Below are 25,518 nucleotides of genomic sequence, written 5' to 3'. Positions count from 1 at the left end.
GAGGGCCGTGTCCCCGCCCTGCGGGGCGGGTACGTCCTGGTCGTATGTGCCCGGCCACAGCGCGGGCGGCAGCGTCCGCGGACTCTCCGAGGGGACCCCATGACCGAGTTCATGGCGGAGACGAGGCAACGCTCCACCGGAACGCATCCGCTGGAGGGGCAGGAGGCGGGGGTGATCCTGGACGGGCCCGAGGCGGGGGTGATCCTGGAGCGGGCCCGGGCCATGGTCGACCCGCAGTTGCGCTCAGCGATCGAGTCGCTGCCCGTCTCCATGCGCCGTGTCGCGCTCTACCACTTCGGCTGGGAACACGCGGACGGCACCCCGGCGGCGGGCAACGCAGGCAAGGCGATCCGGCCCGCGCTCGTTCTCACCGCGGCCGCCGCCCTCGGCGGACCGGAGGCGCGGGCGGCGGCGGTGCGGGCGGCCGCGGCGGTGGAACTGGTCCACAACTTCACGTTGTTGCACGACGACGTGATGGACCGGGACGCCACCCGGCGCCACCGGCCCACCGCCTGGACCGTGTTCGGCGTTCCCGACGCGATCCTTGCCGGGGACGCGCTCCAGGCGCTGGCTCTCAGGCTGCTCGCCGAGGATCCGCATCCGGCCTCCGCGCGGGCCGCCGCCCGGCTCGCCGGCTGTGTCGTCGAACTGTGCGCAGGGCAGCACGAGGACACGGCGATGGAGGCGCTCGGCCCCCGTGATGTCGCCCTCGACGAGGTGCTCGCGATGGCCGAGGCCAAGACGGGTGCGCTGCTCGGGTGTGCCTGCGCTCTCGGCGCGCTGTACGCGGGAGCGGAGGACGAGGGCGTCGAGGCGCTGGACGCGTTCGGCCGGGAGGCCGGGCTCGCCTTCCAGCTCATCGACGACGTGATCGGCATATGGGGCGACCCGCGCAGCACCGGCAAGCCCGTGGGCGCGGATCTCGCCGCCCGCAAGAAGTCATTGCCGGTGGTCGCCGCGCTCGCCTCCGGCACCCCGGAAGCCACTGAACTGGCTTCGCTGTACGAAGCCCCATACGCGGAGGAGGACTTGGAGCGGACCGCTCTGGTCGTGGAACGGGCGGGCGGGCGCGACTGGGCGCAGGTCCAGGCCGCCGACCGGATGGCCCTCGCGATGCAGGAGCTGTCCCGCGCGGTGTCCGACCCGGAAGCGGCGGGCGGCCTGCTCTCGCTGGCCGAGTTCGTGACCCGTCGCAGCAGCTGACGGAAACCCGGCAGCGGGTGTCATCGACAAGAGGGACCGGCCGGATCCCCGACGGGTGTCATCGACGGGTGGACCGGCCTGATCCCGACGGGAGCTACCGACGAGTGCCACTGACCGGCACCACCGACGGGTTCACCGACGGGCGTCACCGCCGGGTTCACCGATAGGCGTCACCGACCGGCACCACCGACGGGCGTCCATCAAGGGGGGAGGGCGCCCAGGGCCCCGGAGTCCCCGCGGCCGTGCGGCTCCTGACTCCCGCACGGCCGCGGGGCTTCGGCCCGGCGGGGTCCGCACATCCCCACGACGTGCGGGCCCCACCTCGACCGCTGCGACCGCGACGGGCTGCCCGCCTACCTGGAGGCGAGCAACGCCCGCAGCCGCAGGCTGTACGAGCGCCTCGGCTTCGAGCTCACGGGCCGCCCTCTCGGCCTCCCGGACGACGGCCCGCGGATGTGGCCGATGTGGCGCGAGCCCCAGGGCTGAGCTATGGCTGAACAGAGGCCGAGCGGAGGCGAGCGGAGGCCGAGCGGAGCCGGGTCGGCCGGGTCCTGCTCGAGCTCTGCTTGAGCCCTGCCCGGTCGTGCAGCGCTCGGGCGGCGACCGTAGTGCGCGACGGCCCGGGTCCCCCGGACGTCGGGCCGGCTCCGTGTACCGCAGCCGGGATCCCCAGATGTCAGGCCGACTCCACGTACCGCGGTCCGGCCCCGGATGTCAGGCCCGCTCCAAGAACCGCAGCATGTTCCCCGCCGGGTCCCGGAAGGCGCAGTCCCGCACTCCGTACGGCTGGTCCATCGGCTCCTGGAGGACATCGGCGCCGGACTCCTCGACCCGGGAGAACAGGGCGTCACAGTCGGCTGTGGTGAAGATGACCCCGCGCAGTACGCCCTTCGCCAGCAGCCGGGCCATGGCCTCCCGGTCGGCGGGCGAGGTGTCCGGGTTCGCGGCGGGCGGCTCCAGCACGATCTCCACGTCCGGCTGCAGCGGTGAGCCGACGGTCACCCAGCGCATCCCCTCGAACCCGACGTCGTTGCGGATCTCCAGGCCCAGTACGTCCCGGTAGAAGGCGATCGCCTTGTCATGGTCGTCGACGGCGATGAAGCACTGCTTGAGTTTCAGGTCCATATGCGCAGCCTAGGACGGGAACGGGCGCCGCGCCGGTCGCCTCGGCCGGGTGTACGTCCGGGCCACGCACGCCGGGATCACCGCGCCCGCCTCGTGCGAACGGGCCCGGTAGGCGCTCGGGGTCTCGCCGACGAGTTCGGTGAAGCGGGAGCTGAAGGAGCCCAGTGAGGTACAGCCGACCGCCATGCACACCTCGGTCACGCTGAGGTCGCCGCGGCGCAGCAGGGCCTTGGCGCGTTCGATCCGGCGGGTCATGAGATAGCCGTACGGTGTCTGGCCGAACGCCTCGCGGAAGCTGCGCTGGAAGTGGCCGGGTGACATCAGGGCGGTGCGGGCGAGGGCGGCGATGTCGAGCGGCTCGGCGTACTCACGGTCCATGCGGTCGCGAGCCTTCCGCAGCCGGACGAGGTCTTCGAGGGTCACACCCCCAGGGTCACACGGCCTCCACCTGATCGTGCCGCAGTTCCACCGACCCGGGTTCGAGGCGGCACTTCCGGTCCGTTTCCGGCACCCGCCGTGACCTGCCACGCCCCGTGATAACTTCTGTATACGAGGTGTATGCGATCTCTGGGGGTAGTGGTGACGTCCGGTCGGGAGAAGGCGTATGCGTACCTCAAGGACACGGTGCTGACCGACCCGGCGATGCAGGGGGAATTCCTCTCCGAGCAGGAGATCGCCGACCGGATCGGGGTGTCGCGCACTCCGATCCGGGAGGCGCTGCTGCTGCTCGCGGCCGAGGATCTCGTCCAGCTGGTACCCAAGCGCGGTGCGCGGGTGGCGCCGCTGTCGGGCCGGGAGATCTCCGAGCTGATGCAACTGCGCGGGATCGTCGAACGGTACGCGGCCGGGCACGTCGTCGAAGCGGGCCGAGCCCCGGTGAAGGAGCTCGGTGAACTGCTGGACCGGCAGAGTGGGCTGAGTGGTCCCGGCCAGGCCAAGGAGTTCATCGCCGTGGACCACCTCTTCCACGCCACGCTCGTCTCGGCGGTGGGCAACGCCCTGCTCGACCGGCACTACGACGGGCTGCGCAGTCGCCAGATCCGAGCCGGGGTGGTGGCCCTCTACAACCAGCACGGCCGCCAGGAGACAGTGCTGGATGAGCACCGGGAGATCCTCGACGCGCTCGCGGCCGACGACGCGCCGACCGCCTGCGCCGCGATCGACCGCCATCTGGAGTCGACCCTGAAGGTACTGCTCGCCGGTTAGCCGGCCCGGGGCGGCCCGCCGGCCCGGGGCGGCCCGCCGGCCCGGGTCGGCCCGTCGGTCGGCAGTGGGGCGGATGGCGAGGTGCTGGTTGCTGGTCGTCGCATCCGCCCGCTGCGCACAGTCGGAGTCAGGTCTGCGGGTCCGGCGGACAGACGACGACGAGCATCGTGACGCCAGTGGCCGTCGTCCACGGACCGTGCGGCATTCCCGGAGGGCGGCAGGCGTACGAGCCCTGTGTGAAGGTCTCGTCGAGGGTCAGGTCGTGAAGATCTCCTTCGAGGAGGTACACCTCCTCCCAGAAGTCGTGCCGGGTAACTCCCTGCGCGGACGTGTCGGTGCCCGGTTCCCATCGGACGAGTGTGGTGCGGCGAGTGCCGGATGCGTCCGTGGCCAGCACGCGCTCCACGACCCCCGGGGAGGCGCCCGCGGGTGCTGTCCAGGGCCCGGTGGGCAGATGGAACTCAAGCTCCGGTTTGCTCATGCGGTCCGCCCCAGGCAGCGGTTGGCCAGCACCGACGTCTTCTCACGGACTGCCGCCACCTCGTCGACATCCAGGTCGGCCAGCAGCAGACCCGGCTCCGCGCCCAGGCTGCGGCGTACGGTTCCGTCGGGCCCGACGATCATGCTGTGCCCGATGCCCGTGGGCGCCGACGCGTGCGCGACCGTTCCCCCGGCTGCCGGATCGGCCTGGTCCACGGCCGCGACCCACACGGTGGCATCCAGGGCGCGGGCACGGACGAGCAGTTCCCACTGCTCACGCTTGCCCGGCCCGGCGCCCCAGGAAGCGGCCAGGAGCGTCGCCACGGCCCCCGCGTCGGCGTGCGCCCGGAAGAGTTCGGGGAAGCGGACGTCGTAGCAGGTGGCCAGTCCGATGCGTACGCCGTCGACGTCGACGGTGACGATCCGCGAGCCCGCGGCGACGGTGTCGGACTCGGTGTAGCCGAAGGCGTCGTACAGATGGATCTTGTCGTACGCGGCCTCGACCCCCGGCCCGGTGACGAGCAGGGTGTTGGCCACCCGTCCTCGCGGGGCCGGGGTGAACATGCCCGTCACCACGACGATGCCGGCTGCGGCCGACATGGCGCGTACCGCGTTGGCCCAAGGGCCGTCGAGCGGCTGTGCGATCGGGGCCAAAGAGGTGCCGAAGCAGACCATCGACGCTTCGGGGAACACGACGACGCGTGCCCCGGCGTCGGCGGCGCGTCGGACGCCGTCCTCGATGAGTTCAAGATTCTTCTCCGGCTCGGGTCCGCTGGTGAACTGACTCAGGGCGAGACGCACAAGGTGGCCTTTCTCGAGGGCGGGGTGGACGGGGGTGAACGGGGGTGGAAGGGCGATGGAGCGGGGTGGAGTGCGGAGCCAGGGGAGCGGGGAGCCGGGGCTGTGTGCCGCGTGCTCAGGTGATCTCGGCGGCGGGTTCGGTCGTGGCGTGGGGGACGAGCCGCGTCTCTTCTTCCCCGGCCTGGTCGGCGTCCCGGCCCAGGGCCAGTCCTGCGATGGTGACGGCCGCGGCGACCGCGATGTACAGCGCGAGTGGAACCCAGCTGTCGTAGGAGCTGAGCAGGGCGGTGAACAGCAGCGGAGCGATCGCGCCACCGATGAGACCGGCGAGCGTGTAGGCCAGCGAGGAGCCTGTGTAGCGCAGGCGCGGCGAGAACTGCTCCGCGACGAAGGCCGCCTGCGGCCCGTACATGAAGGAATGGATCACGAGTCCTCCGACGACGCCGCACACCAGCAGGATCCAGCTGCCGCCGTCGACCATGAGGAAGAACACGAACGGCCACACGCCCGCGGCCACGGCGGAGCAGCCGTACAGCAGACGCCGGTTGACCCGGTCGGACACGGCGCCGGCCAGCGGGATGAGGAAGACCTGCAGCGACGAGCCGATGAGTACGGCGATCAGCGCGGAGCCGCGCGACATGCCCAGTTCATCGGTTGCGTAGGTCAGGACGAAGACGGTGAACATCGCGTAGAGCACGTCGGGGGCCACCCGGCTGAGAATGGCCGCGAACAGCGCGCGGGGCTCGGTGGTGAACACCTCGCGGACCGGCGCCTCGGGCCGGGTGCCCTCGGCCTCCATCGCCTTGAACACCGGTGTCTCCTCCAGCTTCGCCCGGATCCACAGGCCGAAGGCGACCAGCGCACCGGACAGCAGGAACGCCACGCGCCAGCCCCAGGAAAGGAACTGGTCTTCCGTCAGCAGGGCGCCGAGCGTGGCCAGGACGCCATTGGCCAGCAGGTTGCCCGCAGGCGGTCCGATCTGGGCGGCCGACGCGTAGAAACCGCGGCGACGCGGGTCGCCGAACTCGCTGGACAGCAGGACGGCGCCGCCCCACTCGCCGCCCACCCCGACTCCCTGCGCGAAGCGCAGCACGACCAGGGCGATCGGCGCGGCCACGCCGACCGTGCCGTAGGCGGGCAGCAGCCCGATCAGGAAGGTGGCCACGCCGATCAGGACCAGCGTGGCGATGAGGACCTTCTTGCGGCCGATCACATCGCCGAGCCAGCCGAAGACGAAACCGCCCAGTGGGCGGGAGACATAACCGACGGCATAGGTGGAGAACGCCAGGAGGGTGCCCGTGAGGGGGTCTTCCGAGGGGAAGAACAGATCGCCGAAGACCAGGGCCGCGGCGGCCGAGTAGACCGCGAAGTCGTACCACTCCAGGGCGGTCCCGGTGAGGCTGGCGAAGAAGGCGCGGCGGATACCTGAGCGGCCGGGGCGCGGCGTCGCCGTGGCCTGCTGGGTGGGTTGCATGCTGCCTGTTCCTTGCGTCGTGGGGACATCGACCTTTCGGCATACTTCTTGTATACAGGTCGTATGCGCAAGTCCCGCGCCGGAAGTTAACCGCTTCGAAACCGACCCTTTCAGGAGTTCTTGTGGCCGTGCTGACCTTCGAGCTGCCCGACGGTTCCACCCGTGACGTCGACGTCCATCAAGTGTTCAACGCCGGGTATGCCGGGCGCAGCCAGGGCGAGGTCGCCGCGCACGTTGCGGAGTTGGCCGAACTCGGTGTTCCCGCGCCGTCCGTGACCCCGGCGCTCTACCCCGTCTCCCCGTATCTGGCCCAGCAGACCGACCGGGTCGCCGTCCAGCACGCGCGCACCTCCGGCGAGGCCGAGTGGGCCCTGGTCGTCGCCGCGGACGGTGAGCTGCTGCTCACGGCCGCCTGCGATCACACCGACCGGGATCTCGAGGTGCACGGAGTCGCCTGGAGCAAGAACGCGGGCCCGGACGTGATCGCCCGCCGTGCCTGGCGCCTGGACGACGTCCAGGCGCGCGTCGACGACCTCACGCTGCGGGCCTGGGTCACCCACCGCGGGCAGGAGACCGAGATCCAGCGCGGCACGCTCGCGGAGTTGCTCACTCCGGGCTACTGGGCCGAAGTCCTGCGCTCCCGCGGCGACTTGGTGCCCGGTACCGTTCTCATCTCCGGGACGATTCCGATGACCGAGGACGTGGACCAGTTCGCCGAGGCCTGGCGCGTGGAACTGGGCGATCCGGCCACCGGAGACACGATCCGCCTGGCCTACGAGGTCGTCCCGCTGCCGGAACCGATCGGCTGAAACGGCCCGCCGACGGCCCGGAGCGGCTGTTTACGATCTCCGGCCTGCGCCTGCGCCTGCGCCTGCGCCCTCGTCGACGGCGGCGGGGCGGGCGCCGGCGGGTCCAGCTGGTTCTCGGCCGTGCGTCCGCCGAGCGAAAAAGACCGCACCCGGACCGTCATGGACGCCGAGCTCGGCGTCCTGCGGACCGGGTGCGGGCAGTTAGACCAGGCGATCGAAAGAAACCGCAGGTCAAGCGGCATGATCGGAGATCAGGCCTTCTTGGTTTCCCAGAAAATCTTGTCGATCTGGGCGATGTAGTCCAGGGCCTTCTGGCCCGTGGCGGGGTCGGTCGAACCCTTGGCGGCCGAGAGGGCCTTCAGGGCGTCGTTGACCAGCTGGTGCAGCTCCGGGTACTTCTCGAAGTGCGGGGGCTTGAAGTAGTCGCTCCACAGCACGGAGACGTGGTGCTTGGCCAGCTCGGCACGCTGCTCCTTGATGACGGTGGCGCGTGCCTGGAAGTGCGGGTCGTCGTTGCCGGCCATCTTTTCCTGGACAGCCTTGACCGACTCCGCCTCGATGCGGGCCTGGGCCGGGTCGTACACGCCGCAGGGCAGGTCGCAGTGGGCGCTGACCTTGACCTTGGGGGCAAACAGGCGGGAAAGCATGAAGCATTCCTTCCTCGTGATCGTCTTCTCAGGTGCGACATTACTCCCCGGGGGAAGGGTTTTGGCGGGTGCCCCCATGGGCTTAGGGCAAAAGTCCAGGGTCAGACTGAGACTGGTGGAGGATGGACCGGGGAGGTGCCGGGTGATGCCGGAGCTGTCGCAGGAAACCGAGCGCAGGGGCGCCGTGCTGCCGTTCGGGTTGGCCGAGGTGACCGGGCCGTCGATGGTGCCCACGCTCCGCCACGGGGACCGTCTCGTGGTGCAGTGGGGCGCCCGGATCAGGCCCGGGGAGGTGGTCGTCCTGCGCCATCCGTTCCAACAGGACCTGCTCGTCGTGAAGCGGGCCGTGGAGCGGCGTGAGGGGGGCTGGTGGGTGCTCGGCGACAATCCGTACGCCGGCGGCGACAGCACCGACTACGGCACCGTGCCGGACGAGTTGGTCCTGGGCAAGGTCCGCTTCCGTTACCGGCCGCTGAAGCCGGATCAGCGCTCGCTGTTCGCCGCGGTGCGCTGGGCGCTGTCGGCCGCCCGGCTCGTGCTGTCCGACCGGTCCGCCTCCAGGCGTTTGCGGGCCCGGTAGGCCGCCACGTTGGCGCGGGTGGCGCAGCGGTCGGAGCAGTAGCGCCGGGAGCGGTTGGTGGACGTGTCCAGGTAGGCGTTGCGGCACGGGGCCGCCTCGCACAGGCCCAGGCGGTCCACGCCGTACTCCGTCAGGTGGATGGCCAGGCCCATCGCCGCGATCGCCGCGTACCCGGCGGTCGCGTTGGACGGGTGGTCCGCCAGGTGCATGTGCCACAGCGGCCGGTCCTCGTCGTCCCGGTGGTCGTGGCCGGAGATCTGCGGGCTCACCGGGAACTCCAGCAGCAGGGAGTTCAGCAGGTCCACCGCCAGGGTCTCGTCGCCGGTGTCCGCCGCCTGGAAGACCGCCCGGAGACGGGCCCGTACGCCCCGGAACCGGGTGACGTCCGCGTCCGTGGCACGCCGGGCCACCCCCTTGTTCCCGCCGAAGAGGCCGTGGATCGCCTCGACCGAGGTCAACGTGTCCTTGCCCCGGGCCGGTTCCTCGCTGTTGACGAGACGTACGGCGTAATCCGAGTAATAGGCCAGTTCCATGAGGGTCCTTTGGCTTCCTGAGCGTACCTGTGTAAGGGGTGGCTGATGTTAAGGGTATTACGTGAATAGCGGTGCTATGTCGAGCGTGTGAAACGCCACCCCTGGTGGTGAGATCTGTCGATCGGACCTGGTGGCCCGGCCCAGGCACGGAGAGGTGGAGGGCGACGCCGACGGGGACGCGCCGTCCGCTGCGCGGCTGCGCACTGTCGCTGTTCTCTGAACCGTGGCTCTGGCGCGGAAATTGATCCAGAACCCAGGTTCAGCGACCGCCGACAAGCACGTGCTGCGCAAGAAACGGGTCGGCGAGTTTTGGCCGATGTGCGGCTCGAATTTCGGACACGTTGGAACTCGCGCTGAAATGGATCCGAGGCATCAAGCTCAATTTTCGCTCAGATTCATTCCTGCCGGGACCATCTTGATGGCAGTGTCGTCGCCAAGAGATAGTCAAGGGCTCGACGCCTGGTCGGCTCTTCGAGTGAGTCGCGAGGACGCGAGCACGGGAGGGGAATCAGATGAGTATCCGGGCAATCGCCACGTCGGCGGCAACTTTGGGGCTTGTCCTGGCAGGAAGTGTAGTCGTGGCGTCACCTGCCTCGGCCTACACCAAGACATGTACGGTCGATCAGTCGGCGTACAGCATCTGCTTCGACGGCGATGGTGACAAGTTCATTGTTGACGACTTGAGGGCGGACGGAGAGCGCGCGGTCGTCAAGTGGTACGCCTATGACGGCTCCGGTCGCGAAGGCGAGTGTGCGGATGCCAACGGATCGAACAATGGTCCAGTCGTCTGCGACTACGACTTCAAGGAGGGAACCAACAACTACGTGTCCTTCATGGGGTTCACGCGTGACGGCAACACCGGCCCGAAGCACAACGCGTCATGGGCGTACACGGGATACATCTCCCCGAGGTAGTTGCGGTTCCGTTGGAATGTGAACAGGGGGCCTAACGCCGTAATTGGCGTCAGGCCCCCTGCTTTTGCTCACAGCACCTTGGACAGGAACGACTGCGTTCGCTCGTGCTGGGGGTTGGTCAGCACGTCCCGCGGGTGACCGGACTCGACGACCACGCCGTCATCCATGAAGACCAGCGAGTCGCCCACCTCCCGGGCGAAGCCCATCTCGTGGGTGACGACGATCATCGTCATGCCGGACTCGGCGAGGTCGCGCATGACGTCCAGGACGTCGCCGACCAACTCCGGGTCGAGGGCCGAGGTCGGCTCGTCGAAGAGCATCAGCTTCGGGTCCATGGCGAGGGCCCGGGCGATGGCGACGCGCTGCTGCTGGCCGCCGGAGAGTTGCGAGGGGTAGCTCCCGGCTTTGTCGGCCAGGCCCACCCGCTCCAGGAGCTGCGTCGCACGCTCCCTGGCCTGGGTCTTGTTGGTGCCCCTGACCTGGATCGGTGCCTCGATGACGTTCTCCGCCGCCGTCATGTGCGGGAACAGGTTGAAGCGCTGGAAGACCATGCCGATGTCCCGGCGCTTCAGGGCGACTTCGCTGTCCTTGAGCTCGTACAGCTTGTCCCCCTTCTGGCGGTATCCGACCAGCTCCCCATCCACGTAGAGCCGGCCGGTGTTGATCTTCTCCAGGTGGTTGATGCAGCGGAGGAAGGTCGACTTGCCGGAGCCGGAGGGGCCGATGAGGCAGAACACCTCACCGGACCTCACCTCCAGGTCGATGCCCTTGAGGACCTCGACGGGGCCGAAGTTCTTGTGGACGCCCTCGGCCTTGACCATGGCGGTGGATCCGTCGCGCGGGACGGCGTCCGTCTTGCCCGTCTTGTCGGTCATGCCGTGACCTTCCTGCTCGAGAAGGTCGTCAGGTGCGCCCTGACCTTCTGCCACGGGGTCGGCGGCAGGGCGCGGCTCGACCCGCGCGCGTAGTACCGCTCGATGTAGTACTGGCCCACACTCAGGACCGAGGTCATGACCAGGTACCAGGCCGCGGCGAGGAAGTACATCTCCACCGGGGCGCCGGAGTTCTGGCCGATGTCCTGGGCATAGCGGAAGAGTTCCGCGAACTGCACCTGCGCCACGAGTGAGGTCGTCTTCAGCATGTTGATGACCTCGTTGCCCGTCGGCGGCACGATCACGCGCATCGCCTGCGGGATGACGATCCGGCGCAGCGTCTTGCCGTGGCTCATGCCCAGCGCGTGGGCTGCCTCGGTCTGGCCCTCGTCGACGGCGAGCAGACCGGCGCGGCAGATCTCCGCCATGTACGCGGCCTCGTTGAGGCCGAGCCCGAGCAACGCCGTCAGAAGCGGCGTCATGAAGTCCGACCAGTAGTCCTTGTAGATCGGACCGAGGTTGATGTACTCGAAGACCAGGCCCAGGTTGAACCAGAGGAACAGCTGGACCAGGACCGGGGTGCCCCGGAAGAACCAGATGTAGAACCAGGAGATCGACGAGGTCACCGGGTTCTTCGACAGGCGCATCACCGCGAGGATGATGCCGCCCACGATGCCGATCACCATCGACAGGACCGTCAGCAGGAGGGTTTTGCCGACGCCGGTCATGATCCGGTCGTCGAAGAAGTAGTCCGGAACGGCATTCCAGTTGATCTTGCCCTGGCCGAACGCGTAAATGATCGCGACGAGGATCGCGATGGCTATGACTGCGGTGACGTACCGTCCGTAGTGCCGGACCGGGATGGCCTTGATGGGCTCCGGTCCGGCCGAGGGGGTAGCCACCGTCTTGTCAGTGTCAGCAGTCACGGGTGTTACCTCTCAGTGTCCGCTCGGATGCGCGGTCACTTGCCGCCGTTGACGACGGACTCCTTGACGGCGCCGTCCTCCGCGCCCCACTTGTCGAGGATCTTCTGGTACTCGCCGTTCTTGATGACCGCGTTCATGGCCGCCTGCAGCGCGTCCCGCAGCTGGACGTCCTCCTTGGAGACCGCGATGCCGTACGGGGCCGCCTCGACCTGGTCGCCGACGATCTGGAAGTCCTTGCCTCCGCCGGAGGTCTTCACCGCGTACGCGGCAACCGGGAAGTCCGAGGAGGCCGCGTCCGCGCCGCCGGAGCGCAGACGGGTCTGAGCCTGCTGGTCGTCGTCGAAGGCCTCGATGGTGATCTTCTTGCCGCCGGTGCACTTCTTGGTCTCGGACTTGGCCAGGTCCTCCGAGACGGTGCCGCGCTCCACGGCAAGCTTCTTTCCGCACAGGTCGGACCAGGTGGTGATGCCACCGGTGTCGCCCTTTCGCGTGTAGATCGAGACACCGGCGGTCAGGTAGTCGACGAAGTCGACACCCTCGCCGACCTTCTTGCCCGTGTCGGGGTCGACGCCCTCCTGACGGTTCTTGTTGTCGGTCATCGCGGACATGGCGATGTCGTAGCGGTTGGAGCGCAGACCGGTGAGCAGGGCGTCGAAGGTGCCGTTCTCGAATTGGAACGTGACGCCGAGCTGCTTGCCCATCGCGGCCCCGAGTTCCGGGTCGAGGCCGGCGACGTTGCCGGACTTGTCCTTGAACTCGACGGGCGCGTACGCGATGTCGGAACCGACCTTGACGACGCCCTTGTCGCGGATCGCCTGTGGCAGCTTGTCCGCCAGTGGCGCCGAGCTCGCCGCCGCGCTGCTGTCCGAGTTCTTGTCCTTGGTCTGGTCACCGCAGCCGGTGAGCAGCAGGGCGCCTGCGACCGCGATCGCACCGACCGCTCCTAGCCGGGAGTGCGCGGCGGTCGGACGACGGGTGGAGCTTGCGGTCATGGTGGGTTCCTCCGGCGGAAGGGTGGGTTTGCCGATGGGGCGGGGCAGCCGCCGATGCGTTCGGCAGGTGCCTTGGACCCTGGTTGGTCCTGAGTTGGTCCTGGGTTGGTCCTTGGTCGACGAGTGCACACGCCTTCGAATGTCGTGACCTCGTGCGATGACGGCATCTTGTCATTTGGACGAAGGTATTCAGGGGGCGCGCCATGTCAAAATCGGATAACGGGCGACCCCCGAACCGCATCAGGTCGGTACATCCCGACCGCACCATCTGTGGGATTGTGTGCTTCCGGCCGGAAGATCTTCGGTGCCTCTCGGGAAGCGAAGGGGTGTGGGGGTCGGATGCGGGATGCGCCGCGGGATGCGCCGCGCGCCGCGTCGCGGGATGCTCTGTGGGATGTGATCTAGCTGGCCTTGTGTGCCGTGGACTCGTCCTCGGCGTGGTCCGTCCGGTAAGAAGGTTCTTTACACCCCTCATCCGGGGCTCAGGGCGCGTGTGCGGCGCGCCCGTGGCGTATGTGCCCGTACGTACCCCCGTACGCAGCATCACTTTCACTGCGGCACCATCAGGGCCGTGCGCGGTGCCCGCCCACTTCTCAACCAGGAGTGGCCACCCTCGACCATGCATACCTAAGGGGTAGAACAAAGTGGCAGCGGAGATCGTCAATCCTCGCAGCGACAGCAGTACGGAGCAGGAGGGCAGGGCCGAGCCCCTCGATTCCTTCGATCCGGCGTTCGCGCTGCACCGTGGCGGCAAGATGGCCGTGCAGGCCACCGTGCCGATCCGTGACAAGGACGACCTGTCCCTGGCGTACACGCCCGGCGTGGCGAAAGTGTGCAGCGCCATCGCCGAGCAGCCGGAGCTGGTCTACGACTACACCTGGAAGTCGTCCGTCGTCGCCGTCGTGACCGACGGTACGGCGGTGCTGGGGCTCGGTGACATCGGGCCCGAGGCCTCCCTCCCGGTGATGGAGGGCAAGGCGATCCTCTTCAAGCAGTTCGGCGGCGTCGACGCGGTGCCGATCGCGCTCGACTGCACGGACGTGGACGAGATCGTGGAGACCGTGGTGCGGCTCGCGCCGTCGTTCGGTGGCGTGAACCTGGAGGACATCTCGGCGCCGCGGTGCTTCGAGATCGAGCGGAAGCTGCAGGAGCGGCTGAACATTCCGGTCTTCCACGACGACCAGCACGGTACGGCGGTCGTGACGCTGGCTGCTCTGCGGAACGCCGCACGGCTGACGGGGCGAGGCCTCGGGGATCTGCGGGCGGTGATCTCGGGCGCGGGCGCGGCCGGTGTCGCCATCGCGAAGATGCTGATCGAGGCCGGGATCGGGGACGTTGCGGTCGCGGACCGCAAGGGGATCGTGTCGGGGGACCGGGACGATCTGACGTCCGTCAAGCAGGAGCTGGCCTCCTTCACGAACAAGGCCGGGATCAGCGGGTCGCTGGAGGCGGCGCTGGAAGGCGCCGACGTCTTCATCGGGGTGTCCGGCGGTACGGTGCCGGAGCCGGCGGTGGCCTCGATGGCGCAGGGCGCGTTCGTCTTCGCCATGGCCAACCCGAATCCCGAGGTGCATCCCGAGGTCGCGCACAAGTACGCGGCGGTCGTGGCCACCGGGCGGTCGGACTTCCCGAACCAGATCAACAACGTGCTGGCGTTTCCCGGGATCTTCGCGGGCGCGCTGCAGGTGCGGGCGTCGCGGATCACGGAGGGCATGAAGATCGCGGCGGCCGAGGCGCTGGCGGCGGTGGTCGGGGACGACTTGGCCGCGGACTACGTCATTCCCTCGCCGTTCGACGAGCGCGTCGCACCCGCGGTCACGGCCGCGGTCGCCGCGGCGGCTCGGGCGGAGGGCGTGGCTCGGCTCTGAGTCGTGCCACGGAGTTGCTGGTGCTGAGGCGCTGAGGTACTGAGGTACTGAGGCGCTGAGGTGCTGCGCTGAGTCGCTGCCGGGGTGTAGCCGGCGCTGAGTCGCGGGCGCTGGGTGAATGGTCCCGTCCTGGTTGATCTGGGCGGGGCCGTTTTCTTTACCTGGAGGCTGCGGCAGTTCGGGTGGTGCGGGGTGAGGCCCGTGGTGCGGGTGCGGGTGCGGGTGAGCCCGGTGGTGCGGGCGGTGCGAGGTGGTACCGGGCTGTGCTGGGCGGTGCGAGGTCGTACCGGGCTGTGCCGGGTGGAGTGCGCCGAGGCAAGAGGGCGTGTGTCACAGAGCCGTCCGGTTCCCCGCGCCGTCGGCGGAGCCTATCGTCAAGGTCATGTTCGCTGCCTACGCCGCCCGCATCGACCGCGACCAGCCTCTTTGTGGCCTTGAGGTGGGAGAGCGTCCCGCGCCCGAGGCCCGCCCCGGCTGGAGCACCGTCAACGTCAAGGCCGCTTCCCTCAACCATCACGACCTGTGGTCCCTGCGCGGCGTCGGCCTCGCAGAGGACAAGCTGCCGATGATCCTCGGGTGTGACGCCGCCGGCGTCGACGAGGACGGCAACGAGGTCGTCCTGCACTCCGTCATCGGCCAGACCGGTCACGGCGTCGGCCCGAAGGAATCCCGCTCCATCCTCACCGAGCGCTACCAGGGCACGTTCGCCGAGCAGGTCGCCGTACCGACCTGGAACCTCCTCCCGAAGCCCGAGGAACTCTCCTTCGAGGAGGCCGCCTGTCTGCCCACCGCCTGGCTGACGGCGTACCGGATGCTCTTCACCAACGCCGGTGTACGTCCCGGCGACTCCGTCCTCGTCCAGGGCGCGGGCGGCGGCGTCGCCACCGCCGCCATCGTGCTCGGGAAGGCCGCGGGGCTGCGGGTCTTCGCCACCAGCCGGGACGAGGCGAAGCGCAAGCGGGCCGTCGAGCTGGGGGCCGTGGAGGCACTGGAGTCGGGGGCGCGGCTGCCGCAGCGCGTGGACGCCGTGGTCGAGACCGTCGGCGCGGCCACCTGGTCGCACTCGGTCAAGTCGCTGAAGCCGGGCGGCACGCTCGTCATCTCCGGGGCAACGAGCGGTGACCGGCCCTCGCACGCCGAGCTGACGCGGATCTTCTTCCTGGAGCTCAAGGTCGTGGGGTCGACGATGGGGACCAAGGACGAGCTGGAGGATCTGCTCTCCTTCTGCGCCGCCACGGGCGTACGCCCTGTCATCGACCAGGTGCTTCCCCTGGACCGGGCCCGTGAGGGGTTCGAAAGGCTGGAGTCCGGTGACCAGTTCGGCAAGGTCGTCCTGACGGGAGACTAGGGGTGCGAGGGGCGGTCGAGCAGGCCGAGCGCTCGGAGGCGCACTCCGACGTGGCGGAGCACCTGCCGCTGGCCCTCACCGCCCGCCCAGGCGTCCCCGCCGAGGTTCTCGCCGACCACGGCGTGACGTACGAGACGCTGACCCGTGTGAGGTATGGCGGGGGAGACGCCAAGGCGGGCTGAAGGCTGGGAGGAGCGCGGCTGACGTCGATGTGGGCGGGACGGGCGCCCGGCCGCGTTGTCGGTCCGGGGGCGGTTGGCCGGCCGTACCGCCCCAAGGGCGTTGCTCAGGTCTTCGGGGTGCGCAGGAGTGCCCCGATGTGGGCGGCCGCAGTGGAGAGGTGGCGGCGGGTGTCGCGGACTTGGTCGGCTGTTACTCCGTGATCGCGGGCGGTGTCGCGGATGTCGTCGCGGAAGCGGTCGAGGAGACGGTCCAGGTCGCGGGCCGGGTCGTCGGTGGGGTCCTCGTGGGCCCACGACGGTTCGTACTGGGCGGGGAAGTCCTCCGGGGTGTGCGAGTACTCGGGTGCCGGGGCGGCCTTCTCTGCGCCGCCGTGGCCCCTGCCGAAGCCGAAGTCCTTCCCGAACTCTTTGCCGTAGTCCTTTCCGAACTCGCCGAATTCCTTGGCCAGTTCGGTCAGGCCCTCGCGGACGCCCGTCGGCCAGTCGCCCCGCGCGAAGTGGTCCTGCACCTGTTCCTGGACGCGCCGGGCGATGCGCTGTACCTCCTCCTGGGCCTGTGTCCGGGCGTGCTCCTGGGCCTCCTTGGCCTGGCGGCGGGCCCGCTGGGCCTCCTCACGGGCGCGCCGGCTCTCGTCCTTGGCACGGCGAGCCTGTTCCTTCCACTCCTGCTTGACCCGGCGCATCTCCTCCTTGGCGATGCGCCACGCCTCGTTGTCGGTGTGGTCCGTGAAGTCCCCGAAAGAGCCGCCCTGTTCGCCGACCGCCTTACCGTCGGCGCCCCGGGGAGCGGGACCGTTGCGGGCCTCGGAGGCCGCCGCCCGCATCTCGCGCCGCAGGTCTCCCGCCGCGCCGCGCACGTCGGACCGGATCTCGGCGGCGAGTTCCGCGACCGAATCGCGGATCTCCAGCTCCAGGTCGGCCAGTTCGCCACTGCGGTCGGCCAACTCGGCGCGGCCGGCGTCCGTGATGGCGTACACCTTGCGGCCGCCCTCCGTGGTGTGGGTGACCAGGCCCTCGGCCTCCAGCTTGGACAGGCGAGGGTACACCGTGCCCGCGGAGGGTGCGTACAGGCCCTGGAAACGCTCTTCCAGGAGGCGGATCACCTCGTAGCCGTGACGCGGGGCCTCGTCCAACAGCTTCAGCAGGTAGAGACGGAGGCGGCCGTGGGCGAAGACGGGGGGCATGTCAGAGCACCTTCTTGTCGGTCGTGCCGTCGGCCGGGGCGCTGGTGGGTCCGGTGCCCGGGCCGGTAACGGAATTGTCCCCCGAGGTCTCCCACGGCCCGTCCGCCGGGGCGCCGGTCGCGGTGTCGGCGTCCTTCCGCGGTCCGCTCTCGTGCCCCGACGGTCCGCTCTCGTCCTCGTGCGGTCCGCTCTCGTCCTCGCGGGGTGGCCGGCGCAGCAGGGCGATCGAGCCGGAGACGGTCGTTGCGCGGAGCTTGCCGGTGCCCGCGCCGAGGCGGCCGGTGATCTTGTGGGCGCCCCACTGGCCGTGCACCCGGAGGCCGTCGAAGGCGTTGGAGATCGTGCCGCTCGCGGTGTTGGCCTCGACGTCCGCGTCCGCCGGCTGGGGCAGCCGGATCGCGATCTCACCTGAGACGCTGGTCAGCCTGACGTCGGTGGGTCCGTCCGGATCCAGGTCGACGATCATGGAACCGCTGACCGAGTCGGCCCGCACCGAGGGACCGGAGCCCTCGACGACCGTGAGATCCCCGGAGACCGAGTTGAACCGGAGGTCGCCGGTGACGGCCTGTGCCTCCAGGTTTCCGGAGACCGTGTCGGCGTGGACCGGGCCGGAGAGTGCGACGAGTGTCGTGTCGCCGTTGACGCCCTTGACCACCGACGCCCCGCGCACCCCGGAGACGACGGCCCCGGCGTCGACCACGCCCACCTGCACGCGGGTGTCGGCCGACACGGCCAGCGAGACGACGGCGCTGCGTCGCCAGGCCTTGCGGTCGAGCCACTTGAGGAAACCCTTCCAGGGCAGGTCGTCGTAGGCCACCGTGAGCGTGCCGGCGTCCTGGGTCACCACCAGGGGTGGGCCCTGGATCTCGGACACTTCCAGGCGGGCGGAACCTTCGTCCGTACCCACCACGTTCACCGTTCCACTGACGATGCGTACGTGGAGGGTAGTGACGGGATCATCGAATGTGAGCTTGGTGGGCTCCGTCAGTGACCATTCGGGCATGGTGCAGACCTCCCCGTCGCAACGCGCCATATCGCGTCCTCTCGCTATTCACGATATATCGCGGACACGGAAAGTCAAGACACTCGTTCGGGGGATCCGCTCACAGCGAAGGGCGCCCCGAGGGGCGCCCTGTGCCGAAATCGGTCTCTGCCCGGCGACTCGTCCACCTGTCGCCCGTCTACTCGCAGTCCCCGCCGCCCGTCCACTCGTAGTCCCCGCCGCCCGGCTACGCGTGGTTCCCCTCGCTCGGCTACTCGTCGTCGTCCTCGTCGTCCAGCCGAGCCAGCCACGTCGCCAGCCGCTCCACCGGCACCTCGAAGTCCGGGTTCAGATCGACGAAGGTCCGCAGCTGCTCGGCGAGCCATTCGAAGGTGACCTCCTCCTGGCCTCGCCGCTTCTCCAGCTCTTCGATGCCTCGGTCCGTGAAGTACATGGCTCAAGGATAAATGCGAGGAAACGGCCGGGCCGCACCCCCGATAGAGGGTGCGGCCCGGTCACGTACAGCCTGTGAGGGTGGCGGTTACGCCTCGAACACCTCACGCACCAGCTGCTCCTGCTCCGCCTGGTGCCGCTTCGCCGAACCGACGGCCGGCGACGAGCCGTGCGGGCGGGAGATGCGCCGCAGACGCTCGCCGTGAGGCACGTCCGCGCCGACCGCCAGGTCCAGGTGGTCGATCAGGTTGAGGGCGATGAACGGCCAGGCACCCTGGTTCGCCGGCTCCTCCTGGGCCCACAGGTACTTCTCGGCGTTCGGGTACTTGGCGATCTCGGCCTGGAGCTCGGCACCCGGGAGCGGGTACAGGCGCTCGATGCGGATGATCGCCGTGTCCGTGGCGCCGCGCTTCTTCCGCTCGGCATCGAGGTCGTAGTAGACCTTGCCCGCGGTGAAGACGACCTTCTTGACCGCCGCCGGGTCCACCGACGCGTCGCCGATGACCGGGCGGAACTGGCCCGTGGTGAACTCCTCCGCCTTCGAGGCCGCCGCCTTCAGGCGCAGCATCGACTTCGGGGTGAAGACGACCAGCGGCTTGTGGTGCGGGTTGTGCACCTGCCACCGCAGGAGGTGGAAGTAGTTCGACGGGAGCGTCGGCATCGCGACCGTCATGTTGTTCTGCGCGCACAGCTGGAGGAAGCGCTCCGGGCGGGCGGACGAGTGGTCCGGTCCCTGGCCCTCGTAGCCGTGGGGGAGGAGGAGCGTGACGCCGCTCGTCTGGTTCCACTTCTGCTCCGCCGACGAGATGAACTCGTCCACGACCGTCTGCGCGCCGTTGACGAAGTCGCCGAACTGCGCCTCCCACATGACGAGCGCGTCGGGGCGGGCCAGCGAGTAGCCGTACTCGAAGCCCATCACCGCGTACTCGGACAGGAGGGAGTTGTAGACGTTGTAGCGCGCCTGCTCCTCGGAGAGGTACATCAGCGGCGTGAACTCGTCGCCGGTCTCGCGGTCGATGATCACGGCGTGGCGCTGGCCGAACGTGCCGCGCTGCGAGTCCTGGCCGGACAGACGGACCGGGATGCCCTCCAGGAGGAGGGAGCCGACCGCCAGCGTCTCGCCCATGCCCCAGTCGATCGTGCCGTCCTCGACCATGGCCGCCCGGCGCTGCAGCTGGGGCAGCAGCCGCGGGTGGACGGTGATGCGGTCGGGGATGTTGACCTGGGACTCGGCGATCCGCTTGACGACCTCCGTGGAGACGGCCGTGCTGACCGCCACCGGGAACTCCGCCTGCGGGTCCGAGGACTCCACGGACGCCGGCTGCGCGGTGGCCTCGCGGACCTCCGTGAAGACCTTCTCCAGCTGGCCCTGGTAGTCCTGCAGGGCCTGCTCGGCCTCTTCCAGGGTGATGTCGCCGCGACCGATCAGGGACTCGGTGTACAGCTTGCGCACCGAGCGCTTCTTGTCGATCAGGTCGTACATCAGCGGCTGCGTGAACGCCGGGTTGTCCGACTCGTTGTGACCGCGGCGGCGGTAGCAGATGAGGTCGATCACCACGTCCTTGTTGAACGCCTGGCGGAACTCGAACGCCAGCCGCGCGACGCGGACCACGGCCTCCGGGTCGTCGCCGTTCACGTGGAAGATCGGGGCCTCGATCATGCGGGCCACGTCGGTCGAGTACATGGAGGAGCGCGAGGACTCGGGCGCCGCCGTGAAACCGACCTGGTTGTTGATGACGATGTGGACCGTGCCGCCGGTGCGGTAGCCGCGCAGCTGCGACATGTTCAGGGTCTCCGCGACCACGCCCTGGCCCGCGAAGGCCGCGTCGCCGTGCAGGGCGACCGGCAGGACCGTGAAGTCGGTGCCGCCCTTGTTGATGACGTCCTGCTTGGCGCGGACGACACCCTCGAGGATCGGGTCGACCGCCTCGAGGTGCGACGGGTTGGCGGCCAGCGAGACCTTGATCTGCTCGCCGTCCAGACCGGTGAACACGCCCTCGGCACCCAGGTGGTACTTCACGTCGCCGGAGCCGTGCATCGACTTCGGGTCGAGGTTGCCCTCGAACTCGCGGAAGATCTGCGCGTACGACTTGCCGACGATGTTCGCGAGGACGTTGAGGCGGCCGCGGTGGGCCATGCCGATGACGACCTCGTCGAGACGGGATTCGGCCGCGCTGTCGATGACCGCGTCGAGGAGCGGGATGACCGACTCGCCGCCTTCGAGCGAGAAGCGCTTCTGGCCGACGTACTTCGTCTGCAGGAAGGTCTCGAAGGCCTCCGCCGCGTTCAGCCGGCGCAGGATGCGCAGCTGCTCCTCGCGCTCCGGCTTGGAGTGTGAGCGCTCGATGCGGTCCTGGATCCACTTGCGCTGCTTCGGGTCCTGGATGTGCATGAACTCGACGCCGGTGGTGCGGCAGTAGGAGTCGCGCAGGACGCCGAGGATGTCGCGCAGCTTCATCATCGACTTGCCGGCGAAGCCGCCGACCGCGAACTCGCGCTCCAGGTCCCAGAGGGTGAGCCCGTGCTCGGTGATGTCCAGGTCGGGGTGCTTGCGCTGCTTGTACTCCAGCGGGTCGGTGTCGGCCATGACGTGGCCGCGGACCCGGTAGGAGTGGATCAGCTCGAAGACCCGGGCGGCCTTGGTGACGTCGTCGTCGTGCGAGGCGTCGATGTCCTTGAGCCAGCGGACCGGCTCGTACGGGATGCGCAGCGCCTCGAAGATGTCGTCGTAGAAGCCCTGCTCGCCGAGGAGGAGGTTCGCGACGACCCGCAGGAACTCGCCGGACGCGGCGCCCTGGATCACCCGGTGGTCGTAGGTCGACGTGAGCGTCATGACCTTCGCGATGCCGAGCTTGTTCAGGGTGTCCTGGGAGGTGCCCTGGAACTCCGCGGGGTAGTCCATGGAGCCGACGCCCATGATGACCGACTGGCCGGGCATCAGGCGGGGCACGGAGTGCACGGTGCCGAGGCCGCCGGGGTTGGTCAGGGAGACCGTCACGCCGGTGAAGTCGTCCATCGTCAGCTTGCCGTCACGGGCGCGGCGGACGATGTCCTCGTAGGCCTGCCAGAACTCGAAGAAGTTCAGCGTCTCGGCCTTCTTGATGCCGGCGACGACGAGCTGGCGGTCACCGTTCGGCTTCACCAGGTCGATGGCCAGGCCGAAGGTGATGTGCGCGGGCTTGACGAGGGTGGGCTTCCCGTCCTTCTCCGCGTAGTGCCAGTTCATCGACGGCATGGCCTTGATGGCCTGCACCATCGCGTAGCCGATCAGGTGCGTGAAGGAGATCTTCCCGCCCCGGGCCCGCTTCAGATGGTTGTTGATGACGATGCGGTTGTCGAAGAGCAGCTTCACCGGGACCGCGCGCACGGACGTGGCCGTGGGCAGCTCCAGGGAGGCGTTCATGTTCTTCGCGACCGCGGCGGCGGGACCGCGCAGCGTCACCAGCTCAGGGCCCTCCGGGGCCCCGGCGGGCTCGGCCTTGGCCGCCGGCTTGGCGGCGGCCGGCTTCGCGGCCGGAGCCGGAGCCTGGGCGGGCGCGGCGGCCTTGGCGGGCGCCGGAGCCGCGGCGGCGGGCTTCGCTGCAGGAGCCGGAGCAGCCTGCGCTGGAGCTGGCGCCTGGGCCGGTGGGGCCGCGGGTGCGGTCCGGGCCGGGGTGGTGGTCCCTGCGGCCCCCGCGGCCGCAGTACCCGCCGGAGCCGAGGCGACAGCTGCCCCCGGCTTGTAGTCGGCAAAGAAGTCCCACCAGGCACGGTCTACCGAGTTCGGGTCCTGGAGGTACTGCTGATAGATCTCGTCGACGAGCCACTCATTGGGTCCGAACGCGGCCGCGGGGTTCTTGCCCGCATGGTCGGTGTCGGTCGAGATGCTCGAGTTACTGGGGGACTGTGGCGACACGGCGGCAACCGCCCTCTTCCGCTTCTCACAAGGTGATGGACAGCGGGAATAAAGGCTACGCCCCCTTGACCGGGAAGGTCAGGCCGGGCCCGCTCATCGTCGTGCAAGTCACATCGAAGAGCGGGTTTCGGGGGTGGAAATGGCGGGAAACAAGCGTAGTTCCGCTTCATAGGGGATGGCTCGGCCCGGCCTCGGCGCGCCGAGCGCGCGGGCCTGTGCCTGATCACACGTGTCCAGCTGTGCGGACGCTCGTGGATCTTGCGGTTCCGCTTCGGACTTTACGTCAACTTGGCAAAGAAGGAAGTCCCGGAAGGGTGACAAGGATTCGGCAGCCCCGCTCGGATTCGGCCACTCCGATCCGGCCGCCGTGCAGATCCACCGCCCAGCGGGCGATCGCCAGACCGAGCCCCGTACCGCCGTCGCTGCCGGGCCCGTGCGGCCGGCTGACGTTGCCGCGGTTGAATCGCTCGAAGACCCGGTGCCACTCCGACGGCGGAATGCCGGGGCCCTCGTCGAGAACCTCCAGCTCCAGGGACTCGGGCCGGGCCCCGCGCCGTGCCTTGACGGTGACCCGGCCGTGCGGCGGGCTGTGCTTGACCGCGTTGTCGATGAGATTCGCCACGACCTGGTGTATCCGCTCCGGGTCGGCGTGTGCGGTCAGCTCCGGCGGGGACACGTCCAGGTGCAGATGGACGTCGGTACGGGTGTGACTTCCGGAGCCGGAGGCGATGCCCGCGCGCGCGGAGGCGACCATGTTGGCCTCCTTCAGCACGCCCGACAGGTACGGCCACACCTCGAAACGCCGCTTCCGCAGCGGTACGACCCCGTTGTCCAGCCGGGACAGGTCCAGCAGCGTCTCGACCAGCCGGCCCAGCCGCTCCGTCTGTTTCAGGGCCGTGCGCATGGTCTCCGGGTCGGCCTGGGTCACACCGTCGACGATGTTCTCCAGGACCGCGCGCAGACCTGCGATCGGTGTGCGCAACTCGTGCGAGACATTCGCCACGAGTTCCTTGCGCTCCTGCTCCTGGGCCTCCAGATCGTCCGCCATGCGGTTGATCGTCTGGGCCAGGTCACCCAGCTCGTCCCGGCGGTTGTCGGGCACCCGGCGGGTGTAGTCGCCGTGCGATATCGACTTGGCCACCGCGTTCATGTCGTCCAGCGGAGCGGTGAGCGAATGCGCCACGAACTGCGTAATGAGCAGTGTGGCGATCATCGAGAACACCGTGATGAAACGCAGCTCCGTGTTGGTGCGCACCGCGATCATCGACAGCCCGGTGGTGATCAGTACCGAGGAGACGACCAGCGCGCCCAGCTTGGTCTTGATCGAGTACGGGCTCACCCCGCCGCCCCAGGGATCCCTGGGGTTGCTCCGACCGGCCGGCCCGTCGCTCATGGCGTCGGCGTCTCCAGGGCGTAACCCACGCCGTGCACCGTACGGATCCGCTCGGCGCCGATCTTCCGGCGCAGCGCCTTGATGTGGCTGTCGACCGTGCGGGTGCCGGAGGCGTCGGCCCAGTCCCACACCTCGGCCAGCAGCTGCTCCCGGGAGAGCACCGCCCGCGGGGTGTTCGCCAGGCAGACCAGGAGGTCGAACTCCGTGGGCGTCAGATGGACGTCCTCGGAGCGCACCCGGACCCGGCGCTGCGCGTGGTCGATCTCCAGCTCGCCGAGTCGCAGGATGCCGCTGCGCGGTGTCGCGGCGGCCAGCGCGGCCCGCTCGACGCGCCGCAGCAGCACGTGCACGCGTGCCGCCAGCTCCCGCATGGAGAAAGGCTTCGTCATGTAGTCGTCGGCGCCGACGCCCAGCCCGACCAGCATGTCGGTCTCGTCGTCGCGCGCGGTGAGCATGAGGACCGGCACCGGCCGGGCGGCCTGCACGCGTCGGCAGACCTCCAGACCGTCGAAGCCGGGCAACATGATGTCGAGGATCAGCAGATCGGGCTGCCAGGCCTCTGCCGTATCCACGGCGGACGGACCGTCGACCGCCGTTTGCACGAGGAATCCCTCGGCGCGCAGGCGGGTCGCGATGGCGTCCACGATCGTCGGGTCGTCCTCGACGACCAGGACCCGGCGTTGAGCGCCCGGAGTCGCCGCCGTGCCGTTGTGGGAGGTGTGTGTCTGCTCCATCGCCCGCCCCTGAGGTGTGGCTTTTCCGGAACCAGTGGGGTGGTTCCTTGTCTATGCATGACTGCGATTGACGCTTGAATCATTGGCGTCAGAGAAGCAGGGTACGGGGAGTCACCGCGCCTTTGCTATCCAGGCCGGACGGCGAGATGCACGACGTCCGGAACGCCCCGGGCAACGGGGATCTCTTCGGTACGCACCTGCTGGAACCCGGCATTCCGCAAGGTTCCCTCGAATTCCGGAGAGGGCTGGGCCGACCATACCGCCAGTACCCCTCCCGGCCTCAACGCCCTTGCGCAGCCCGCGAGTCCGGCGGGGGAGTACAGGCCGTCGTTGTCGTCCGTGACCGTCCAGTCGGGGCCGTTGTCGATGTCGAGGCACAGTGCGTCGAACGTGTCGCATGTCTCATTGACGAATGCGACCAGATCGGTTTTCACAATCTCGGTGCGGGGGTCGGCCAAGGCGCGGGAGGAGAGGGGCGACAGCGGGCCGCCGTCGCGGTGCCAGTCGATGATGGCGGCCTCGCGTTCCACCACCGTGATGCGGTCCCAGCGGGGGTTGGCGGCGGCGTGCGCGAGCGAGAAGCCGACGCCCAGGCCGCCGATCAGGATGCTTGGCTTGGCGCGTTCGCGGGGGGCGTCCAGTGCGTCGAGTGCGTCCAGTGCCGCTTCGACCAGCCGTTTTTCCGAGCGGCCGTCCGAGGTGTCCATCAGGAAGCAGCCGTTGGCGATGATCTGCAGTAACCCGCCGTGCCGCCGCAACACGATCTCGCCGTGGGGGCCCTCGCGACGGTCCAGGACTTCAGGGATGTCGTACGGGGTGAGCATCGGGCCATTTTGGCAGGGCGGGAGGGGGAGGGGGAGAGGGAGGGGGAGGGGGAGGGGAGGGCGAGCCAAAGGGATGGGGAGGGGAGTGGGAAG

At 69.2% G+C, this 25,518-nt stretch carries 24 protein-coding genes and 2 pseudogenes; 9 read left to right on the top strand and 17 right to left on the bottom strand.

Annotated elements, in window-relative coordinates; genetic code table 11:
* Positions 1-99 precede the first annotated feature (99 nt).
* Both M2271_RS36255 and M2271_RS36250 read left to right on the top strand, forming a co-directional pair.
* A complete protein-coding gene (locus M2271_RS36255) occupies positions 100-1,203 on the top strand; it encodes a family 2 encapsulin nanocompartment cargo protein polyprenyl transferase (RefSeq protein ID WP_280891711.1) in 1,104 nt (367 codons plus the stop codon).
* 321 nt (positions 1,204-1,524) lie between these two features.
* Positions 1,525-1,689 (top strand): annotated as a pseudogene (locus tag M2271_RS36250) (GNAT family N-acetyltransferase); the annotation flags it as partial.
* Positions 1,690-1,917: 228 nt separating this feature from the next.
* Here the strand turns inward: M2271_RS36250 and M2271_RS36245 are convergent.
* Both M2271_RS36245 and M2271_RS36240 read right to left on the bottom strand, forming a co-directional pair.
* The gene (locus tag M2271_RS36245; RefSeq protein WP_280891710.1) at positions 1,918-2,328 is read right to left on the bottom strand and encodes a VOC family protein; all 411 of its coding nucleotides are present in this window, start codon (positions 2,326-2,328) and stop codon (positions 1,918-1,920) included.
* A gap of 9 nt (positions 2,329-2,337) precedes the next feature.
* Positions 2,338-2,751, bottom strand: coding sequence for a helix-turn-helix transcriptional regulator (locus M2271_RS36240; protein WP_280891709.1), 414 nt, complete (start codon positions 2,749-2,751; stop codon positions 2,338-2,340).
* Between the two features lie 156 nt (positions 2,752-2,907).
* Between M2271_RS36240 and M2271_RS36235 the strand changes: the two genes are divergently transcribed.
* Positions 2,908-3,534 (top strand): GntR family transcriptional regulator, encoded by a 627-nt coding sequence (locus tag M2271_RS36235; protein ID WP_280891752.1) that lies wholly within the window; start codon positions 2,908-2,910, stop codon positions 3,532-3,534.
* Between the two features lie 127 nt (positions 3,535-3,661).
* Here M2271_RS36235 and M2271_RS36230 read toward each other — a convergent pair whose 3' ends face one another.
* The 3 genes from M2271_RS36230 to M2271_RS36220 all read right to left on the bottom strand — a co-directional run bounded on the left by M2271_RS36230 (position 3,662) and on the right by M2271_RS36220 (position 6,289).
* Positions 3,662-4,015 (bottom strand): cupin domain-containing protein, encoded by a 354-nt coding sequence (locus M2271_RS36230; RefSeq protein ID WP_280891708.1) that lies wholly within the window; start codon positions 4,013-4,015, stop codon positions 3,662-3,664.
* The gene (locus M2271_RS36225) at positions 4,012-4,815 is read right to left on the bottom strand and encodes a carbon-nitrogen hydrolase family protein (RefSeq protein ID WP_280891707.1); all 804 of its coding nucleotides are present in this window, start codon (positions 4,813-4,815) and stop codon (positions 4,012-4,014) included. Before M2271_RS36225 ends, M2271_RS36230 begins: the two co-directional genes overlap by 4 nt.
* Before the next feature lie 115 nt (positions 4,816-4,930).
* On the bottom strand, positions 4,931-6,289 hold the full coding sequence (locus M2271_RS36220; RefSeq protein ID WP_280891706.1) for an MFS transporter: 1,359 nt from the start codon (positions 6,287-6,289) through the stop codon (positions 4,931-4,933).
* Between the two features lie 122 nt (positions 6,290-6,411).
* Here M2271_RS36220 and M2271_RS36215 point away from each other — a divergent pair, with 122 nt between their 5' ends.
* Complete coding sequence (locus M2271_RS36215) at positions 6,412-7,098, top strand: DUF2848 domain-containing protein (RefSeq protein ID WP_280891705.1); 687 nt, start codon at positions 6,412-6,414, stop codon at positions 7,096-7,098.
* Between the two features lie 251 nt (positions 7,099-7,349).
* Here the strand turns inward: M2271_RS36215 and sodN are convergent, their stop codons facing one another.
* Positions 7,350-7,745 (bottom strand): superoxide dismutase, Ni, encoded by a 396-nt coding sequence (gene sodN / locus M2271_RS36210; protein ID WP_030928916.1) that lies wholly within the window; start codon positions 7,743-7,745, stop codon positions 7,350-7,352.
* Between the two features lie 145 nt (positions 7,746-7,890).
* Between sodN and sodX the strand changes: the two genes are divergently transcribed.
* Positions 7,891-8,325 (top strand): nickel-type superoxide dismutase maturation protease, encoded by a 435-nt coding sequence (gene sodX / locus M2271_RS36205; protein WP_280891704.1) that lies wholly within the window; start codon positions 7,891-7,893, stop codon positions 8,323-8,325.
* Here sodX and M2271_RS36200 read toward each other — a convergent pair.
* Complete coding sequence (locus tag M2271_RS36200) at positions 8,229-8,858, bottom strand: CGNR zinc finger domain-containing protein (RefSeq protein WP_280891703.1); 630 nt, start codon at positions 8,856-8,858, stop codon at positions 8,229-8,231. The two genes, sodX and M2271_RS36200, sit on opposite strands and share 97 nt — an antisense overlap.
* 512 nt (positions 8,859-9,370) lie before the next feature.
* Here M2271_RS36200 and M2271_RS36195 point away from each other — a divergent pair.
* A complete protein-coding gene (locus M2271_RS36195) occupies positions 9,371-9,772 on the top strand; it encodes a hypothetical protein (protein WP_280891702.1) in 402 nt (133 codons plus the stop codon).
* A gap of 68 nt (positions 9,773-9,840) precedes the next feature.
* Here the strand turns inward: M2271_RS36195 and M2271_RS36190 are convergent, their stop codons facing one another.
* Genes M2271_RS36190 through M2271_RS36180 form a run of 3 tightly spaced genes read right to left on the bottom strand, consistent with a single transcriptional unit; the run spans position 9,841 to position 12,562 of the window.
* A complete protein-coding gene (locus M2271_RS36190; protein ID WP_280891751.1) occupies positions 9,841-10,593 on the bottom strand; it encodes an amino acid ABC transporter ATP-binding protein in 753 nt (250 codons plus the stop codon).
* 50 nt (positions 10,594-10,643) lie between these two features.
* Complete coding sequence (locus M2271_RS36185; RefSeq protein WP_280891701.1) at positions 10,644-11,570, bottom strand: amino acid ABC transporter permease; 927 nt, start codon at positions 11,568-11,570, stop codon at positions 10,644-10,646.
* Positions 11,571-11,605: 35 nt separating this feature from the next.
* On the bottom strand, positions 11,606-12,562 hold the full coding sequence (locus M2271_RS36180) for an ABC transporter substrate-binding protein (protein ID WP_280891700.1): 957 nt from the start codon (positions 12,560-12,562) through the stop codon (positions 11,606-11,608).
* A 644-nt stretch (positions 12,563-13,206) separates the two neighbouring features.
* Here M2271_RS36180 and M2271_RS36175 point away from each other — a divergent pair.
* The 3 genes and pseudogenes from M2271_RS36175 to M2271_RS36165 all read left to right on the top strand — a co-directional run.
* The gene (locus M2271_RS36175) at positions 13,207-14,430 is read left to right on the top strand and encodes an NADP-dependent malic enzyme (RefSeq protein ID WP_280891699.1); all 1,224 of its coding nucleotides are present in this window, start codon (positions 13,207-13,209) and stop codon (positions 14,428-14,430) included.
* A gap of 382 nt (positions 14,431-14,812) precedes the next feature.
* A complete protein-coding gene (locus M2271_RS36170; protein ID WP_280891698.1) occupies positions 14,813-15,778 on the top strand; it encodes a zinc-binding dehydrogenase in 966 nt (321 codons plus the stop codon).
* A gap of 56 nt (positions 15,779-15,834) precedes the next feature.
* Positions 15,835-15,960 (top strand): annotated as a pseudogene (locus M2271_RS36165) (peptidase); the annotation flags it as partial.
* Between the two features lie 104 nt (positions 15,961-16,064).
* Here M2271_RS36165 and M2271_RS36160 read toward each other — a convergent pair.
* The 7 genes from M2271_RS36160 to M2271_RS36130 all read right to left on the bottom strand — a co-directional run bounded on the left by M2271_RS36160 (position 16,065) and on the right by M2271_RS36130 (position 25,425).
* Positions 16,065-17,144, bottom strand: a complete 1,080-nt coding sequence (locus tag M2271_RS36160; protein ID WP_280891697.1) for a helix-turn-helix transcriptional regulator — start codon at positions 17,142-17,144, stop codon at positions 16,065-16,067.
* A 1-nt stretch (position 17,145) separates the two neighbouring features.
* Positions 17,146-18,147 (bottom strand): DUF4097 family beta strand repeat-containing protein, encoded by a 1,002-nt coding sequence (locus M2271_RS36155; RefSeq protein ID WP_280891696.1) that lies wholly within the window; start codon positions 18,145-18,147, stop codon positions 17,146-17,148.
* A gap of 250 nt (positions 18,148-18,397) precedes the next feature.
* The gene (locus M2271_RS36150) at positions 18,398-18,580 is read right to left on the bottom strand and encodes a DUF6104 family protein (protein ID WP_067236968.1); all 183 of its coding nucleotides are present in this window, start codon (positions 18,578-18,580) and stop codon (positions 18,398-18,400) included.
* Positions 18,581-18,667: 87 nt separating this feature from the next.
* Complete coding sequence (locus M2271_RS36145; RefSeq protein WP_280891695.1) at positions 18,668-22,474, bottom strand: multifunctional oxoglutarate decarboxylase/oxoglutarate dehydrogenase thiamine pyrophosphate-binding subunit/dihydrolipoyllysine-residue succinyltransferase subunit; 3,807 nt, start codon at positions 22,472-22,474, stop codon at positions 18,668-18,670.
* Between the two features lie 283 nt (positions 22,475-22,757).
* Positions 22,758-23,867, bottom strand: a complete 1,110-nt coding sequence (locus M2271_RS36140; protein WP_280891694.1) for an ATP-binding protein — start codon at positions 23,865-23,867, stop codon at positions 22,758-22,760.
* Complete coding sequence (locus M2271_RS36135) at positions 23,864-24,601, bottom strand: response regulator transcription factor (RefSeq protein WP_280891693.1); 738 nt, start codon at positions 24,599-24,601, stop codon at positions 23,864-23,866. Before M2271_RS36135 ends, M2271_RS36140 begins: the two co-directional genes overlap by 4 nt.
* A 125-nt stretch (positions 24,602-24,726) precedes the next feature.
* The gene (locus tag M2271_RS36130) at positions 24,727-25,425 is read right to left on the bottom strand and encodes a spermidine synthase (RefSeq protein ID WP_280891692.1); all 699 of its coding nucleotides are present in this window, start codon (positions 25,423-25,425) and stop codon (positions 24,727-24,729) included.
* Positions 25,426-25,518 lie beyond the last annotated feature (93 nt).

The sequence above is a fragment of the Streptomyces sp. LBL genome (genome assembly GCF_029893585.1).
Lineage (GTDB): Bacteria > Actinomycetota > Actinomycetes > Streptomycetales > Streptomycetaceae > Streptomyces.
Note: the sequence above shows the minus strand (reverse complement) of the source record. Positions and strands in the feature narration are given on the sequence as shown.